The organism is Flavitalea plasmicola, from assembly GCF_030546645.1.
Classification (GTDB): domain Bacteria; phylum Bacteroidota; class Bacteroidia; order Chitinophagales; family Chitinophagaceae; genus Puia.
Genome location: NZ_JAUOTO010000001.1, coordinates 1048257 through 1065520, shown reverse-complemented (window position 1 = coordinate 1065520; position 17264 = coordinate 1048257). Strand labels below are relative to the sequence as shown.

General features: G+C 48.8%; 18 protein-coding genes and 1 tRNA gene. 13 read left to right on the top strand and 6 right to left on the bottom strand.

Annotated features, from left to right (window positions below; translation table 11 throughout):
- Positions 1-124: 124 nt before the first annotated feature.
- Positions 125-847, top strand: coding sequence for a YebC/PmpR family DNA-binding transcriptional regulator (locus tag Q4E93_RS04320; RefSeq protein WP_303582856.1), 723 nt, complete (start codon positions 125-127; stop codon positions 845-847).
- Positions 844-1257, top strand: a complete 414-nt coding sequence (locus tag Q4E93_RS04315) for a thiol-disulfide oxidoreductase DCC family protein (protein ID WP_368501857.1) — start codon at positions 844-846, stop codon at positions 1255-1257. Before Q4E93_RS04320 ends, Q4E93_RS04315 begins: the two co-directional genes overlap by 4 nt.
- Before the next feature lie 86 nt (positions 1258-1343).
- Here Q4E93_RS04315 and Q4E93_RS04310 read toward each other — a convergent pair whose 3' ends face one another.
- A complete protein-coding gene (locus Q4E93_RS04310) occupies positions 1344-3737 on the bottom strand; it encodes an alpha-ketoacid dehydrogenase subunit alpha/beta (RefSeq protein WP_303582855.1) in 2394 nt (797 codons plus the stop codon).
- Positions 3738-3899: 162 nt separating this feature from the next.
- Between Q4E93_RS04310 and Q4E93_RS04305 the strand changes: the two genes are divergently transcribed.
- From Q4E93_RS04305 to Q4E93_RS04275, 7 genes are all read left to right on the top strand, one after another.
- Positions 3900-4358 carry a DUF1573 domain-containing protein gene (locus tag Q4E93_RS04305; protein WP_303582854.1) on the top strand — a complete coding sequence of 153 codons (459 nt, stop codon included), beginning with the start codon at positions 3900-3902 and terminating at the stop codon, positions 4356-4358.
- Positions 4359-4363: 5 nt separating this feature from the next.
- Positions 4364-4792: a DUF1573 domain-containing protein gene (locus Q4E93_RS04300; protein WP_303582853.1), complete on the top strand. Its 429-nt coding sequence runs from the start codon at positions 4364-4366 to the stop codon at positions 4790-4792.
- 72 nt (positions 4793-4864) lie between these two features.
- Entirely contained in the window at positions 4865-6058 is a 1194-nt protein-coding gene (locus tag Q4E93_RS04295; protein WP_303582852.1) for a pyridoxal phosphate-dependent aminotransferase, read from the top strand.
- Positions 6059-6684: 626 nt separating this feature from the next.
- Positions 6685-6758 (top strand) — tRNA-Met (locus Q4E93_RS04290).
- Positions 6759-6774: 16 nt separating this feature from the next.
- Positions 6775-7347: a DUF4265 domain-containing protein gene (locus Q4E93_RS04285; RefSeq protein WP_303582851.1), complete on the top strand. Its 573-nt coding sequence runs from the start codon at positions 6775-6777 to the stop codon at positions 7345-7347.
- Positions 7348-7350: 3 nt separating this feature from the next.
- Positions 7351-7860: a hypothetical protein gene (locus tag Q4E93_RS04280; RefSeq protein ID WP_303582850.1), complete on the top strand. Its 510-nt coding sequence runs from the start codon at positions 7351-7353 to the stop codon at positions 7858-7860.
- Between the two features lie 18 nt (positions 7861-7878).
- Positions 7879-8364: a hypothetical protein gene (locus Q4E93_RS04275; RefSeq protein WP_303582849.1), complete on the top strand. Its 486-nt coding sequence runs from the start codon at positions 7879-7881 to the stop codon at positions 8362-8364.
- On the opposite strand, the gene Q4E93_RS04270 is transcribed toward Q4E93_RS04275, so the two are convergent.
- Positions 8361-9482, bottom strand: a complete 1122-nt coding sequence (locus Q4E93_RS04270) for a TlpA family protein disulfide reductase (protein ID WP_303582848.1) — start codon at positions 9480-9482, stop codon at positions 8361-8363. The genes Q4E93_RS04275 and Q4E93_RS04270 overlap by 4 nt on opposite strands.
- Positions 9483-9493: 11 nt before the next feature.
- Positions 9494-10069: a hypothetical protein gene (locus tag Q4E93_RS04265; protein WP_303582847.1), complete on the bottom strand. Its 576-nt coding sequence runs from the start codon at positions 10067-10069 to the stop codon at positions 9494-9496.
- Between the two features lie 178 nt (positions 10070-10247).
- Between Q4E93_RS04265 and Q4E93_RS04260 the strand changes: the two genes are divergently transcribed.
- The 3 genes from Q4E93_RS04260 to Q4E93_RS04250 all read left to right on the top strand — a co-directional run bounded on the left by Q4E93_RS04260 (position 10248) and on the right by Q4E93_RS04250 (position 14292).
- Entirely contained in the window at positions 10248-12713 is a 2466-nt protein-coding gene (locus Q4E93_RS04260; RefSeq protein WP_303582846.1) for an ABC transporter permease, read from the top strand.
- Between the two features lie 37 nt (positions 12714-12750).
- A complete protein-coding gene (locus tag Q4E93_RS04255) occupies positions 12751-13329 on the top strand; it encodes a Crp/Fnr family transcriptional regulator (RefSeq protein ID WP_303582845.1) in 579 nt (192 codons plus the stop codon).
- A 75-nt stretch (positions 13330-13404) separates the two neighbouring features.
- Complete coding sequence (locus tag Q4E93_RS04250) at positions 13405-14292, top strand: SDR family oxidoreductase (RefSeq protein ID WP_303582844.1); 888 nt, start codon at positions 13405-13407, stop codon at positions 14290-14292.
- 40 nt (positions 14293-14332) lie between these two features.
- On the opposite strand, the gene Q4E93_RS04245 is transcribed toward Q4E93_RS04250, so the two are convergent.
- The 3 genes from Q4E93_RS04245 to Q4E93_RS04235 are packed head-to-tail and all read right to left on the bottom strand — an operon-like array spanning position 14333 to position 16499.
- On the bottom strand, positions 14333-14746 hold the full coding sequence (locus Q4E93_RS04245) for a DsrE family protein (RefSeq protein WP_303582843.1): 414 nt from the start codon (positions 14744-14746) through the stop codon (positions 14333-14335).
- 32 nt (positions 14747-14778) lie between these two features.
- Complete coding sequence (locus tag Q4E93_RS04240; protein ID WP_303582842.1) at positions 14779-15774, bottom strand: c-type cytochrome; 996 nt, start codon at positions 15772-15774, stop codon at positions 14779-14781.
- A gap of 14 nt (positions 15775-15788) precedes the next feature.
- Positions 15789-16499 carry a twin-arginine translocation signal domain-containing protein gene (locus Q4E93_RS04235; RefSeq protein ID WP_303582841.1) on the bottom strand — a complete coding sequence of 237 codons (711 nt, stop codon included), beginning with the start codon at positions 16497-16499 and terminating at the stop codon, positions 15789-15791.
- Positions 16500-16695: 196 nt separating this feature from the next.
- Between Q4E93_RS04235 and Q4E93_RS04230 the strand changes: the two genes are divergently transcribed.
- A complete protein-coding gene (locus Q4E93_RS04230) occupies positions 16696-17205 on the top strand; it encodes a hypothetical protein (protein WP_303582840.1) in 510 nt (169 codons plus the stop codon).
- The last annotated feature ends 59 nt before the right edge of the window (positions 17206-17264 follow it).

Here is a 17264-nt window from a genome sequence, read left to right as displayed (position 1 = left end):
ACCAAAGGTTCGTTCTCCGAAGGACAGATATTAGATTTTTCCGGAAAATGGGCTATATTTTTAAAAGGCCCATTTTCCGGACATTGTCATAAATTTGCACCCCAATCAAGCATAAATAGTTCTTATGGGTCGCATATTCGAAGTACGTAAGCATGCCATGTTCGCCCGCTGGGACCGGATGGCCAAGCAATTCACCCGCATCGGTAAAGAAATAGCCATAGCCGTAAAGGCCGGGGGCCCCGATCCCGCCACCAACCCCGCCCTCCGTCGTTGCTTTCAGAACGCCAAGAGCGTCAACATGCCCAAAGACAGGGTGGAGGCCGCTATCAAACGGGCGCAGGGTAAAGAGATGGAGAACTATGAAGAGATCCTCTATGAAGGCTACGGTCCCCATGGCGTCGCCATACTGGTGGAAACCGCTACCGACAACCATGTCCGGACAGTGGCCAACGTAAAATCTCATTTCAACAAAGGCGGCGGCACCCTGGGCAACAGCGGTAGTGTAAGCTTCCAGTTCAAGAAAATGGGTGTTTTTAAACTAAAGCCCGAAGGCCTGAACGCAGACGACCTGGAACTGGAGCTGATCGACCACGGCCTGGAGGAAATGGGCGAAGGCGTGGGCGAAAATGACGTGCCGGTGCTGGTGCTCCGCGCTCCTTTCAGTGAATTCGGCAGCATGCAGAAGGCCCTTGAAGAAAAAGGCATCACTCCCATCAGCGCCGAGATCGAATGGATCCCCGGCACTACCGTCGAGCTGCCGGACGACCAGGCACAGGACGTGCTGAAGCTGGTAGACAAGCTGGAACAGGATGAGGACGTCCAGAAAGTCTTTTACAATCTAAAATAACCCATACGCCAGGCGCCTCTCCTATCATTTTATTCGACGGTGTCTGCCATCTTTGTAGCAGCAGCGTTCAATTCATTTTAAAAAGAGACCGGAGGGGCATTTTCCGCTTTGCGTCCCTGCAAAGCGAAGTAGGACAATCCCTGCTGAGACATTCCGGATTGCCGGCAGATCAGCTGGATTCTTTCGTGCTGGTGGAAAACAATAAGGTATACACCCGTTCTGCGGGCGCGCTGCGCGTTTGCCGGAAACTGGATGGCGCATGGCCCCTTTTGTCTTTCTTCCGGATCATTCCCCGGCCACTAAGAGATGCTGTCTATAATTGGATAGCGCGACGGCGCTACCGTTGGTTCGGCAAGAACGACAGCTGCTGGCTGCCTTCGCCTGAGTGGAAGTCGAGGTTCCTCGAATAGCTGTGAGCGGCAAGCTTCAAGCTACAAGCAAGTCTTATTAAATCTTATCACTTGCAGCTTGCAGCTAGTAGCTTGTAGCTATTAGCTTATTCCGCCATCATTTCCTTGACGACATCGATGATCTGCTCTGCATTCGGTTTGCTGAAATAGTCGCCGTCGCTGGCATAGGCCGGCCGGTGCGCCTGGGCCGTGATCGTCCTCGGAGCCGTGTCCAGCCACCGGTAGCCCCCCTGTTCCTCCATTACCTTATTAAAGATATAACCTGCGGCGCCGCCCGGTACATCCTCGTCTATGATAACGATGCGACTGGTCTTCTTCAGGGAGTCCAGGATCTTATGATGAATATCGAAAGGCAGCAAAGTTTGCACGTCGACCACCTCGCAGCTGATGCCCAGCTCCTGCAGTGTGGCGGCAGCTTCCTGGACGATGCGCAGCGTGGCGCCGTAGGACACGAGCGTGATGTCCTCGCCTTCCCTGACGACCTCGGGAACCCCCAGCGGTACCCGAAACGCCAGGAGGTTGGAAGGAAGCTTCTCTTTCAGCCGGTAGCCGTTCAGGCACTCGATCACGAGGGCGGGGTCTGCGCCTTCCAGCAAGGTATTGTACATACCGGCGGCCTGCGTCATATTACGGGGAACGCAGATATGCATGCCCCTCAACGCATGGATGGCCATCCCCATGGGAGATCCGCTGTGCCAGATGCCTTCCAGGCGATGGCCCCTGGTGCGCACGATCAGGGGCGCTGTTTGCTGACCCGCGGTCCGGTATTGCAGGGAAGCCAGGTCATCGCTCAATGGCTGAAGACCGTATAAAAGATAATCCAGGTATTGAATTTCGGCGATGGGGCGCAGGCCACGGAAAGCCAATCCGATACCCTGGCCCATGATGGTCAGTTCGCGTATCCCGGTGTCGAAGATCCTGCTGGCGCCATGCCTGGCCTGTAAGCCAGCAAATCCCTGGTTGACATCCCCGATCTTACCCAGGTCTTCTCCAAAAGCCAGTACTTTCGGATTATGGGAGAATAGCTCGTCGAAATAATGATTGAGGATCTCATACCCGTTGATCAGGGGCGCATCGTCCTCATATTCCGCCGGCACTTCAGCTATATGTAAAATATTCCGGGCGCCTTCATGATAAAGGTGCGTGTTATACAATGCCGCATTTTCTTTTTTCAGGTCCAGGTAATACTCCTTAAGGGAGTTTCCCACCGGGTCATCGCCCGCAAGGTCCAATGCCTGATGCAGGGCCCTGAGCACTTCTTTGCGGCCCGGCTCCCGATTGGCCGCCAGGTCTGCGGCGGTCTTTTCCAGCATCTCGCCACGATAGGGGAAATAGTCCACCAGGTTGCGGATGAGCTCCACAGAACGCGATACCTGGCGTTTCAGCGGCTCCTGGTATTTTTCCCAGGCAGCATTCCGGTGATGCCGGATCAGCTCCTTGCAGGCAGTTTCGATATCGTCCAGCTCCTCTTCGCCGGCCAGCTCGTTATCGATGATCCATTCCTTCATTTTTTTGATCCCGTCCCATTCCCGCTCCCATTCCAGGCGCTCCGGGGATTTATATCGCTCATGGCTGCCCGAAGTAGAATGCCCCTGCGGCTGAGTCACTTCTTCCACATGGAAGATCACGGGGGTGTGGGTGAGCCGTATGGCACGGATACCTGCTTCGAAGGCCTCGCACATACCAGCATAATCCCAGGCTTTTACCCGGAATATCTCTACGCCATTGGTGCCCTCCTCCTTCTGGAATCCTTTCAGGGCTTCTGAAATGGAACCTTTGGTGGTCTGGTATTTCCGGGGCACCGAAATGCCATAGCCGTCGTCCCAGACAAATATGGCCAGGGGCACCTGCAGGACCCCCGCAGCATTCACGGTCTCAAAAAAATGCCCCTCGCTGGTGGAAGCATCTCCGATCGTGCAGAAGCAAACTTCGTTACCATTGCTGGACAGATCCGTAAAAGACTTGAGCTGCTCTACTTCCCGAAAAACCTTGGAAGCATAGGCTAGTCCCAGGGCTCTCGGCATCTGGGCAGCCGTAGGAGCCAGCCCAGCCGTCAGGTTCTTACGATTGATCAGGTCCAGCGTTTCACCGTCCGGACCAACAAATGGTGTGGCGAAATGGGAGTTCATTTGCCGGCCGGCACTATGAGGATCATTGTGTACATCAGGATCGGCGTACAGCTGGGAGAAAAATTCTTCAATGGTGGCCGCGCCCGTGGCAAAAGCAAAGGTCTGGTCCCGGTAATAGCCGGCATAAAAGTCCCCCGGTCTGAAGAATTTCGCCATGGCCACCTGTGGAACTTCCTTTCCGTCCCCGAATATGCCGAATTTAGCCTTGCCGGTCAGCACCTCTTTTCTCCCCAGCAGGCTGGCTTCACGGCTTTCACAGGCCACCCGGTAATCCTTCAATACTTCCTCCCGGAATTTATCGAAAGATAGTTTTTCCTGGTCAATGAGTTCGTTAGTAGAAAGGTTCTCCATTAGAGTAAATTTGAAGGGCCAAAAGGCAAAATTAACATTCTCTAACACACCATGCGCCAGGGTATCCACTTGATTATTAAAAAAATAGGATGATCCTATAATTTATTGGCAAAGCTGGCGTTAAAAACTTAATTTTATAGACGTTTTTATATCGGGCAAACTATGAAAAAAATAGCAATTGTCGCCGGCCTATTTTTCACCATTCTTTCCAGCTATGCGCAGGTGACTGCCGTTAAGGGGGAGGCCTTGCCAAGGCCCGCCAACATGCTGGAGCTGAAGGAGAATAGCCATAATTTCGGGAAGATCCCCCAGGGACGGCCCGCCGTATACGTCTTTGAGATCACCAACCTGGGTAATACGCCCGTCAAGCTGGACAATGTCCAGGCCTCCTGCGGGTGCACCACCCCTGAATGGAGCAGGGACGCCATCGAAGGCGGCGGTACGGCCAAAATCAAGGTAGGTTACAACGCTTATGCCGAAGGGCCCTTTACCAAGACGGTGACCGTCGTATACAATACGAGCATGACAAAGACCATCACGATCTCCGGGGAAGTTTATAAGACTCCGACGACCTCCGCACCAGAAAATCCGTCAATACAATTATTAAAACAAATAAACTGATAACAATGAAAAAATTGTTCCTTTTTGCAAGTGCCATAGTGCTCTCGACGACCATGTTTGCTCAGCAGGCAGCCCAGAAAAAGGCAGAAGACGTCGTCAAGTTCAAAGAATTGTCTTACGACTTCGGTAAGATCAAGCAGGGTGTTCCCGTTACGCATGATTTTGCATTTACCAACATCAGCGACGCGCCCGTGATCATCGAATCAGCCACGCCTTCCTGCGGCTGCACAACGCCGGTTAAGCCCGAAGGAGCCATTCCTAAAGGGAAAGACAACAAGATCACTGCGGGGTTCAATGCCGCCGCAGTGGGCCCTTTTAATAAAAGCATCACTGTGAAAGTAGCAGGTATCGATCTGCCGCTGCAGCTGAAGATCACCGGTGAAGTCCTGGCAGCCGACGCCAGCAAGACCACCAGTAAGGTCGGCGGAAGATAGTCACTCCTGCACAATTAAATAAATTAAAGAGGCCCCAGGCAAAAGCTTGGGGCCTCTTTGTATTTTTGCCGGATGTTAACAATCAGTCACCGCGGACAGCAAATGCCGGCTTCGCCGATCCGGAAACTCGTGCCCTATGCCGAGGCTGCCAAAAAAAGAGGCGTAAAAGTATACCATCTCAACATCGGGCAGCCGGATATCGAAACGCCCCAAATGGCGCTGGACGCAGTAAGGCATTTCGACTTTAAAGTGCTGGAATATAGCCACAGCGCGGGCAACGAAAGCTACAGGAGAAAGCTCTCCGCCTATTACAAGCGTTCGGGGATGGACATTGATTACCAGCAGATCATCGTCACCACCGGAGGCTCGGAAGCCATCCTTTTTGCCTTCATGAGCTGCCTGGACGCAGGTGACGAGGTCATCATACCCGAGCCGTTTTACGCCAATTACAATGGCTTCGCCGTAGCCGCGGACATCCTGGTCAAACCCCTTACCTCTTATATAGGGTCTGGATTCGCCCTGCCTCCCGTGGCGGAATTCGAAAAGCTCATCGGCCCGCGCACCCGGGGCATCATGATCTGCAATCCGAATAACCCTACTGGTTATTTATACAGCTCTGAGGAGATGGAAACGCTCCGGCAGCTGATCCTAAAGCACGACCTGTACCTTTTCGCCGATGAAGCCTACCGCGATTTTTGCTACACCGGCCAGCATATCCATTCCCTGAACCTGCAAGGCGTGGAAGACCGTGTTATCATGATCGATACCATCTCCAAACGATACAGCGCCTGTGGAGGAAGGATCGGCGCCCTCATCACCCGTAACCAGGACATCCTGGACACTGTGCTGAAGTTCGCCCAGGCCCGGCTTAGCCCCCCGTCCTTCGCCCAGATCCTCGGCGAAGCCGCCTGTGACCTTCCTGCCGATTATTTTGACGCTACCAGGGCAGAATATTTGAAGAGAAGGGACGTCCTCGTCAGCCGCCTGAATGCCATCCCAGGCGTTTATTGTCCTAATCCCGGAGGCGCGTTCTATGCCATGGCCAGCCTACCCGTGGATGACACGGATAAATTCTGCCAATGGATATTAGAATCCTTTTCATACGAGAACCAAACGGTGATGCTGGCTCCCGCCGGCGGCTTTTACGGCACGCCTGGATTGGGGAAAAAAGAGATACGTTTGGCGTATGTTCTCAATACCGCTGCCTTACATAAGGCAATGGACTGTTTGCAAAAGGCGCTGGAGGAATATCCCGGAAAGATTTAATTAATTTATATTAAAATAAATAACATATATAGTTCATTTTTGAATTTTCGCTCAAAAAAGGGCTTTTTACCCCTTTTTAAGGCAAAAAAACATATACTAAATAACTACATGTGTATGCTAACCAACTTTTTTCCATTTTTTTTGAAAAAATTGGCAAACTAATTTGCGTGTTCCTGAAATTCTCCCTAAATTGCATACAGATTCGATTGAACAAGCAGTTAGAAGCAAAAAGCGAGGATAGAAAAAGGATTTAGCAGCTTAGATATTTATTTTAACTATTTGATAATGTTAAGCTCTTTGTTCCGGAAGATTTACCCAGTAGCTTTGCGGGGCACACAACAAGATCATTATCTCTTTTCATATGGCAAGCAATCGTTAGACGGCCTTCTGTTTCCACAGAGGGCCTTTTTTTGTCCTGCCTTTTGCCCCGGTTTCTGCTTTTACCCCGTCCGTGCCTGGCCGTTCTCTTCCGCTCCATGCCTGGCAATCTCCGCCCCTGCCTTCGGCTCGTGACACGCACTTCCACCCTTCTCCCTTTTCTCCCAGATTTTCCTCGAATTTTTCCCGGCTTTTCTATACATTTGCAACCCGTTTGGAAGCCTCCTCAAAGACTACCAGACGAATCAGGCGCGATAGCTCAGTTGGTTAGAGCACAGGATTCATAACCCTGAGGTCTCGGGTTCAAATCCCGATCGCGCTACAAACCCCATAATATTTTGATCTTCAATTTATTATGGGGCTTTTTATTTCAATTTCGTCAAATAAATCTTGTCGGCACCCTGCCTAATGCTGTTGGAGTTCAATACAGCCTTATTTTTATAAGACATTTGCCCCAAATGAATTATCCCGACAAAATAGAGTTAGTATTAACGTATAAGCACGATCCTGATGACACAGATATTTTCACAGAAAAAGTGAAAGCCGAAAGGGTCGGTGAATACTATAAATTGGTCCAAGTCCCTGCTTTCGCTCCCAATATTGCCTATGGAGATATTGTGAAGGTAGAAGTTGACGACGGAGAGTTTCACTTTGATGAATTAATAGAAGAATCAGGATTCAGCGTCGTTCAAATTGTCATATGGAAACAGGAATCTAAGTATCGAATTATATCTACACTAGACGACCTGGGGTGCGGCGTTAATACCAACGTGGCAGACAACTATCTCGTTATAAGTGTTCCATCACAACTATTGTATCAACCGATTCTGTCCTTTTTACTTACTGAACATTCAATTGAAAATATTGATTTCAGAGATTGTCGAAGCAAAGTTCATGCATCAAATCTTTGACTTATGGGCAGACAGATCCAAATATGTACTACTGACGACGATAACCTCGTATTTGAAGGTTTCCTGAAACAAAATTTCGATTGCGTTTTCTTCCAACCCTCCGCTCCCACTGCGGAAAAGTTAATTATTGAATCATTTACAGAAACAAGCCATCCCTTCAGCTCCCAGATCTTCATTTGGAATAAGGCATTTCCTTGGACACCTGCATTTGAACTAATAAATACTGTCGATCGACAGTATTATTACCTCAGTAACACCCGTAATGCACCATTGATCGAATTTTCTAAGACCATTCCTAATCACGTAGTGAATGGGCGTATATATTGGAGTAAATTTTTTTTATCGGATACCCTCCTTTATAATGTCGAAGATTTCGAAAAGTTTTATCTATCTGTAACAAAATGGATCATAAAAAATGCTACAGGAAAAATCAAATATATGGGGATCAACACCTATTATTTAGGAAACGCCTGGAGTTTAAAAATAGAAACCGACACTAAAGCCGAACAGTAAATCTAATTATATTCGATTATGTCCCAGCCCTACCATTTAGAGAAAAAAATATGGACAGAATCGGACTTCCCTATAATGGGCTGGCATGATGCACCGGTATACGGAATGACTTTCCTAAGCGATGCGTCTGCATTGTCTAATCAGTTACTATTCGACCTGGACTATATTTTCCAATGGATCACTCCAATCCCACCTGACAACCATTTTTCCTTCTGGATCGCTCCGGCTACGCTCATATTCAAGCACGTAGCCGATCTGAACCTGGAGATCAATCATGAACCACCCTACACTTTTGATTTTGAAATACGGGACATTTATCGTCTGGAGGAATTAACCTACCCCAATGGGGGTACCTACTGGAAATGGCAGATCGAATTGGGCAATGGTAACATTTATTTCAAAGCGAGCGGATATGAACAAATTATTCGGAAACCACCAGCTTTGACTACGTCACAGGAATTCCCTGACCGAGGAGAAACTAGTTTTAGTGGAACAACTTTTTAGTCACAATTCTTGTATTTCAAAAGCTGGGATTCAAATACTGCCAGGTCCTTTTTGGAAAAACCCGACCCGCTTTTCAATGTGTCTATTGCTTTTTGTTCGGCATCAATGGCTTTGGGCCTATCGTTTGCCCGCCAATAAAACGCCGCCATTTTGTGATAAAGCGCTGCAATGTCAGCCATATCCGGATAGGGCCTATGATCAATTTCCGCCTGATAGGCTTCAGCGCCTAACTGGTAAATTTTTGCCGGAAGATCTGATCTGCCTGAATCAAACTCGATAGCACCATAAATAAGATGAAAGTTCGGTTCCTCATAAGTCGGTGTCACTATCGCCATCTTACCATACTCATAAGCCTTATGTGGGTTTGTTTTGAGCAACGCAGCAAATGTATGAGAAGAAATCTTGGGGGCATATTTCAACTTCGGTTCCTTCTTTATGATTTCATCGATCAGCAAAAGAGCCGATTCCGGCTTTCCGCGATCACCTGGCTTAGAAGAATTCCCTCTGTATACCATCAATTCAAAACTTAATGAATCATCCAGCGCCGCCAGCCTCCTGTTCTCATTTCTTTTTGCCAGCGCCTCCTTCATATCCCATGTATTATTCAGGATCTTGGGTAATACTTCATCAAGCTGTGTAGGATATCCCATCCAGGCAAGCCTTCCGTCTGCATTAACTACAAAAGACCTGGGAATATGATCATCCTGCTCACCGGAAGCCCCGAGCCACCCAGTTGCCATAAAATTGCTATCTTCCGCCGCCACCTGTAGATCCATCCGATGCCCCATGCTGTCTACAAAAGTCTTTATTTTCTCCAGGGAAGACTTCTCTTCATAGACATCAATAACTAAAACGCTTACCTTATCCTCGTATTCCCTGGCTAATTCGGATAGATGGGGCATTGCCGCATTACAAGCCCTGCACCAGGTGGCCCAAAACTCCAAGACATACACTCTCCCTCTTTCGAATTTTTCAAAAGGCTCGCCTTTAACCCAGCCACGCAACCGCAGCGGCGGGGCGGGATCTCCGATGTTCAGCAAAATAGATCCCGCATTTTGCGCCCGGGCGTGAATTGTTATACTGCCTAACAGTAGTAATAATCGAATATATATTGGCATGAAAACGCATTTTATTTTTTAACTGGCACCAACTCGGTAAATTTTAAAGACCTGGCTATTGAATCGAAGAGACTCCTGTACCGTGATGGATCTTTGACTTCCGTTCCCGCAGTGATTGTATAAGCAATGCCATCCTTTGGGAAAATATAACTAACCAACGCGGCCTTTATTCCTTGTGGTTCCATTGTATAACTGTACCAGGCGCCCTGTAAACCATTTGCGGTCAATCCCCCCTCTTCAAAATTTGACGCACTTGGGATGCCCCTTTTCACAGATTCAATTGCTTTTGTTTTGAAGACTTCCAAACTTAGGTTTTGCATGAATTCAGTAATCACGTTGATGCTTGTATTACGGTCTTCCTCAGTTTTGGGCGCCAATAAATAATAATAGTCGATCCCATAGGCACTTCGATGTTCAGTTGTCCAACCTTTTGGAATGTAAAGGCTATAATTTTGCTTACCGACATTCATATTGGTGGATTCGGGCAATTTGGCCGCCATTTCATCAGCAGCCTTATGATATTTGCTTCTGAAATCGCAAGCAGCCCATACAATTGGGAATAATAAACATATGTATATGCCTTTCATGTTCCTGATCTTTGGGTTTAGGTTTTCCCAACGGGATCCGCTTAACAATATACTATTTACTGCCTTGCCACCAGCAATTTCGCCAAAAGGCGACAAAAACAAACACCTCGTGTATCAATAACGAACAGTTGGCACCCCGACCACACTACAATTAATTGAATATTAAACCAATACAGGAATGGCACCTTCTTGGTTCAAAGTATCGTCCCCCACGATATGGATAAAGAAAACACTTTACATTCAACATATTTTAAAGGAAATGTCCATGCTTAAGAACTATTTCACCATCGCCTGGCGCACCCTTATGAGAGGCAAAACCTATTCAGCTATCAATATTACAGGACTGGCCATCGGCATGGCCGCTGCGATGCTTATTTTTCTCTGGATCCAGAACGAACGCAGCTTCGACGAGTTCCATAAGAACAAGGACAGGATCTACCAGGTATGGAATCGCGTTCCAAAAGATGGCCAGGTCTCGTGCTGGAATACTGTATCCGCACCACTGGCCCGCACACTGGAAAAAGATTTGTCTGAAGTAGAGCGTGCAGTAAGAGTAAATTGGAATAGTACTTTTCTCTTTTCAGTGGGTGATAAGAAAATGATGAGGTCGGGATGTATGGTTGATACTGGTTTTCTGCAAATGTTCAGCTTCCCGATGCTGAAAGGCAACCCTTCCACGGCGCTGAACGATATGCATTCGGTGGTACTTACCGAAAAAACTGCTAAGAGTTTATTCGGCGATGAAGAGGCGATGGGAAAAATCATAAAGATTGAGAATAAAGAGAATTTTACCGTCACGGGTGTGCTAAAAGATCTGCCTAACAATACAAGATTCAATTTTGAGTACCTGTTGCCCTGGTCAAATGTAAAATACGGGGAGGGACAGGATCTGGGGTGGAACGACAACAGCACCCCTACCTATGTATTGCTGAAACCAAATGCAAGCTACGCTGCCATAGCTCCTAAAATAAAAGGATTAAAACAGAAATACGCTGATGAAGCAAAAAAAATGAAATGGGAGCTCTTTCTTTACCCGCTCAACCGCTGGCGCTTATATTCAAGCTTCACCAATGGTGTAGAAGACGGCGGAGGCCGTAGCACATTCGTAAGCCTCCTGGCCATCATCGCAGGGTTTATATTATTGATCGCATGCATCAATTTTATGAACCTGAGTACCGCACGAAGTGAAAAAAGGGCGAAGGAAGTGGGAATACGAAAAGTTGCGGGTGCTCAGAAAAGCTCCCTTATCACCCAGTTCATCGGGGAATCCGTTTGTCTCGCCCTTCTGGCGGGTATTTTGGCCCTCCTTATTGTTCAGATAAGCCTGCCCGGCTTCAACCAGCTTACTGAGAAAAACTTATTCATAGACTTTGGCAATATCTATACATGGATGGCATTCACCGGGTTCATCCTGTTGACGGGCTTGTTAGCCGGCAGTTATCCCGCATTCTTTCTTTCATCTTTCCAGCCTGTGAAAGTACTAAAGGGCACTTTTAAAAAAGCAAATGCATTGGTAACGCCCAGAAAAGTCCTGGTTGTCCTGCAGTTCACATTTGCCACCGTGCTTATCATCTGCACTATTATCGTAAAACAGCAGATAGACTTTGCCCGTCACCGATCAGCAGGGTATAACAAAGACAATCTCGTTTACCATTTCATGACGGGTGATATCTCCAGGAACTACGCATTGATAAAGAACGAATTGTTGGCATCCGGCGTTGCGAGATCAGTTACCAGGACAAATTCCCCCCTCACTCAAAGATGGAGCGACGGATGGGGGCAGGATTGGGAAGGAAAGGATCCGAATGATAAAACAACATTCGATCGGTATTTATCTGACGAAGGGCTGGGTGCTACTGCAGGATTACAATTCACACAAGGTCGTGATTTCGACCTGAAGGAATTCCCCACCGATTCAACAGGGCTGATCATAAATGAATCGTCGCTGAAAGTAATGAAGTTCAAGGACCCGATTGGAAAGAAAGTAAGTGATCTTGGCATTGACTGGCATATTGTAGGAGTCATCAAAGATTTTATCCTCACAAGTCCATATGAACCCACAAGGCCGATCTTGATCTGCGGCGCGAAGAGTCGCTTCATGAGTTTCAACGTCGTGCAGATAAAATTAAATGGGGATAATTCTACTGCAGGCAATCTGAAAAAGGCAGAAGCTATTTTCAAAAAATACAACCCTGAATATCCGTTTGATGCAAGGTTTGTGGATGAAGAATATGCCAGGAAATTTGAGGACGAAGATCGCCAGGGCATATTCGCCAGCCTATTTGCCGGCCTCACCATCTTTATTTCCTGTCTTGGCTTATTTGGCCTCGCCACCTATATGGCGGAAAACAGGATTAAAGAAATTGGTGTACGAAAAATATTAGGTGCATCTGTCACCAGTATTACTACATTATTGTCAAAAGACTTTATAAAACTGGTTATTATTTCCTTTATAATAGCAGCACCATTGGCATGGTGGGGCATGCATAAATGGCTGGAAAGTTATACTTACCGGGTTGGTATTGAATGGTGGGTGTTTGCACTGACAGGCTTTTTATCCGTAACGATAGCATTACTGACAGTAAGTTATCAGTCGATAAGAGCGGCAATAGCAAGTCCGGCCAAGAGCTTGAGAACGGAGTGATCAGAATAAGCCATTCATTATTTATCTTTGAATTACCATGATGCATGAATTTGAAATATATCTTCGTGCTTATATCAATCTCAACGGCGGAGACTTGGATCGTATCTGGGCGCTGGCGGTACCGAAAGCCGTGCGCCGCAATGAATTTTTGCTGCGCGAGGGCGACATATGCCGTCACAAGACTTTCGTGATGAATGGGCTGCTGCGGACTTTTGGTAAAACAGCTGACGGCAACGAGCATATCCTGCAGTTTTCGCCCGAACACAGCTGGACTTTGGATGCAGAGAGCTACGACCACCAGCAGCCTTCCAGTTATAACATTGCAGCAATAGAGAACAGTGAGGTCCTGCTTTGGTCGAAAGCGGATTTTGACGGCTTGCTGGCGGACATCCCGGAGCTAAAATCTTTAGCCGAACAACTCATCTCGCGTAATATTTACAGCGGCCGGCGGCGTTTATTGACCGCGCTGAGCGCGACACCGGAAGAGAAATACCACGAGTTTGTCCAATCTTTCCCTGGTTTGCTGGCCCGGCTGCCGCTGCACATGATCGCCTCCTATCTCGGCATTTCCATAAAAACGCTGACGCGCATCCGGCAGGCACAATTGCGGCGTTGACCGAAAATATGGTCAAATGACCTTTTTTCCGGGGAGATTTCCACCCAATTTTGTTTGATACAAAATCAATCGTCTATGCGTGTATTTGTTACAGGTGCCTCGGGGTTCGTAGGCTCCGCCGTTGTCAATGAATTAATTGGGGCTGGTCACCAGGTGCTCGGGCTGGCCCGCTCGGACAGTTCTGCCGAACGGATAATGAAGGCTGGTGGCCAGGCGCATCGTGGGGACCTTGACGACCTGGCAAGTCTTCAGCAAGGCGCAGCCCAATGCGAAGCTGTCATCCATACGGCTTTCAACCATGATTTTTCTCAATTTAAAGTAAACTGCGAAGCTGACCGCCGGGTGATTGAAGCGCTGGGGACGGCTTTGGCAGGTTCAGACCGCCCGCTGATCATCACCTCCGGCATTGGCCTGCTGAACTACGGGCGTGTTGTTACAGAAGATGATGTTCCTGCAGGTTCTGACGTTATCCCCCGTGCCGCTTCGGAAGAAGCAGCAACAGCCGCAGCCGCCAATGGCGCCAAAGTATATATAGTGCGGCTGCCGCCGACTGTACACGGCGAGGGTGACCACGGGTTTGTGCCGATGATCATCAACATGGCGAAGCAGAATGGTGAATCTGCATATATCGGAGAGGGGAGCAACCGTTGGCCGGCTGTTCACCGGCTGGACGCAGCGGTAATGTATCGCCTGATCGCAGAGCGGAGGCCTTCGCAAAAGGTGTACAATGCCGTTGCTGAGGAAGGCATCGCGTTCCGGGATATTGCAGGTGCTATTGGCCAGGGGTTGCATTTACCTGTAGTGGGTAAGGCCGGCAAAGATGCGGAAGCTCATTTCAAATGGTTTACACATTTTGCTTCCCTTGACTGCCCGGCGTCTGGCGCAAAAAGCCAGAAGACGTTGGACTGGCAGCCGGGACAGGCCGCTTTGCTGGAAGACCTGGCGTCAGGAATTTATTTCTAATCCTCGAAACCAGGCTCCCCGGGGGTTGATGAATGCGACATCACCTCGCCGCCTTAATATACCCCCACCCCTCTTTTTGTCGGCTTATGATCTCGTAGATCCCGTCCGGGACGATCTCGACGCCTGTAAGGAGTTGGTCCTGGCTGATCTTATTGTTTGTCATGGCAATTGCGCAAACCTTAAAGGCAATATTTTTATTGGCGCTTAGCCGTCCGATCTCTTCGGCCACATAGGACTTATCCTTCACCACCAATTCCAGCCCTTTGGAATACATGACCACTTCCAATTTCGCATTGGGATTGGCGTTACTGATCTCCGTCAGCCATCGGACCAGGTTTTTCTGATCGACGGTATCCCGGCTGGTGAGGTCAAAGACCACCTTGTAATCGGAACGCTGGGCCGCCAGTGAAAGTGAGCCCAGCAACAAAAACAGCATTAAACGATACTTTTGCATATAAAGCAATTTTTATGGTTAAACCCTATCCCTCAATGATGCTGCAAACGGGCAGTCCGTGCCTGCACCATCGGGAGGAAGGGGCCAAATTTATGTTGCCGGGAAGGAAAGCCATCTGCGAAGGGACCAAAGGGATGATCCACCGGTTTCAGGGAAATGTCCGGCCAATCCTGCCTGAAATGCCCGACAGGCCTGGGCTGCGAATTGATGAAAGCCGACAGGTCCCAGGCCTCATCATCCTGTAGTTCCGTCCTCCGGTAATCCACCCCCCACGGCATGGTATTGCGTATAAATCCTGCAAGGCGGGACAGCCGAAAAAAACTTGCACCTGTATTGTAGCTATGGTTACCCCAGAGTGGCGGATAAATATAGTTTCTCCCGTCCTTATCCTTCAGGCCCTGCCCTTCCGGACCATGACAGCGCTGACATTTCACGGCGTATATTAGTTTGCCCCTGGCCGGCTCGGCGGCACGTTCCAGGTAGGGAAGGGCGGCAATGCCGCTGCCTGCCGGCTTTTGCCCTTTGGGTACACCTGCTCCCAACCATTGTATGTAGGCGATCATGGCACGTACTTCTTTCGACCCGCTGTCGGGAGCTTCCCCGTTAAGGCTGCGTTGAAAACAATCCGAGATGCGTTGCGAGATGCTTTCCACGGCGCCACGCCGCTCCTTGAATTTGGGATAAGAGGACGCAACACCCCCAAAATTATTGGCCCAAGGTTCCCTGCCGGCTTTCAAATGGCAGTTCTGGCAATTCATCCCGTTCTGTTTCCGGCTGATGCTGCCGACAGGTCCGAAATACCACGACGTCCGGGTGATGAGGGCCATCCCATAGCGAATCAATTCACCACTGGGTCCTGCCGGCATCATAGCACTATCCGGCCCCCGCCAGAGCTTAGGAGCATCGGCATTTGCAGGAACGTTCACCGGTGTCGTCTCCTGCATTTTCCTGATTTGGGCATCATTTCTCCTGACCACCAGCTCCCCGCCTACCAATGTTGCCAGCATAATGGAGACTGCGGCAGCCATTGTACTGTTTTTCATCAGCCAGCAAAGCAGTACGTACAGCCATGCTCCTGCGCCCTACCTACTGCCCAGACGCCCGAAGGCATAGGTTGAATGGACGGAAGTATGCCGGCAACCCATTCACTCTTGACAGCAGCGCCATCCTGGTTGAATTTCGTTCCGGCAACAGCGCTATAGACCGTGAGGGCTACGTCACAGACACAAAATAATACCCCGCTGGCTTGCAGATCCCGAATACCGATCTGTACAGCACCTAGACCCGGCACTTTGAAATCGTCCGGCTTTGTCTCCCAAAAGGGGTTTCGGGTGGCGGGCGCAGAAGTGCGCGGATCATTGATCTTGAACATCTCCCCCAGTTTGTACTTTGACCATAAGCTATCTCCAAGGGCGTAGGGTACGGTGTCGTGACGTAATACAACGACGACGCTGCAGTCCTTTTCGTCCGTCCCGGTGCCTTTATTCGTCAGCAGATATACTTTCGGCCATGCAAAGGTCAACATCTCTTTCGGCTCCGTAGCATCGAAGACGATCCTATGCTTCCCCTTGATGTTGTTCTTGAACCACTCATCCGGGTCCGATAAACCCATACCCGGAGAGTCGTTTTCGTTAAGAACCCCAGGGGCTGCCGCTAGCGGTAGATTACTTATCCCAATAAGCGCAGCAGTGCCGGCCAGCTTTCCCAGGAAATCACGCCTGTTTGCCAACCTGTTTTGATGGATTGTGCTCATAAGAGTGCATTTTTGAGGTTTGAAATAGATTAGTGGGGCGGATTCCAGCGACAAGCCGGGGAATTGAGGTCTAAGAGAAAAGCACCTGAAGAATTATTAAATTACGAAAAATATTAATAATAAAAAAGAATTATATGCCCCTGCTACGCCCTCTGTCCCATGGTATGATTTTTTCATATGTTCGCTAAACGCAACCATGTTCCAAAAATTATACAACCACCTCGAAGAGATAAATCGTAATACGCAAAATTCTAAGAATACGCTTCTGCATGCCGAAGAATGGGCAGGAAAGATGAGTGAACAGCTGGAAACCATCAATTCCAGCATATTATCCCGAAAGCGTTCCAGAACATCACTTAGGTTATTGACTGCTACCCTTTTCATTGCCGGCCTGGGAACCATCATGATCGTTCTCCTGGTTTGGCATTCCTTCCAGTTTTCACACAGCCTACGGGTGTCCCTCGACCGGAACGAGGAAGCTTCACACGCAGCCAGTGTTGCCTTCACCAGTTACCAGGCGCTGGCACAAAAGCAAATGGACATGCAAGCCGAGGCAGTACGGATGGATTCACTGGTGGAACAGCAATCCCAAATGATAAAGGAATTGAGGCAACTGAACAAGGTGGCAGTTCGCGCTCTTATTCATCTTAAAAAGACCGTAGATCAACAAAAGGTAGACGGGCAGGCTGCCATGCCCCTAAACTAAAGTCACCCTCCTAATGACATAATGCTATGGACGAAATGTGAAAACGGTGAAATCGCTTT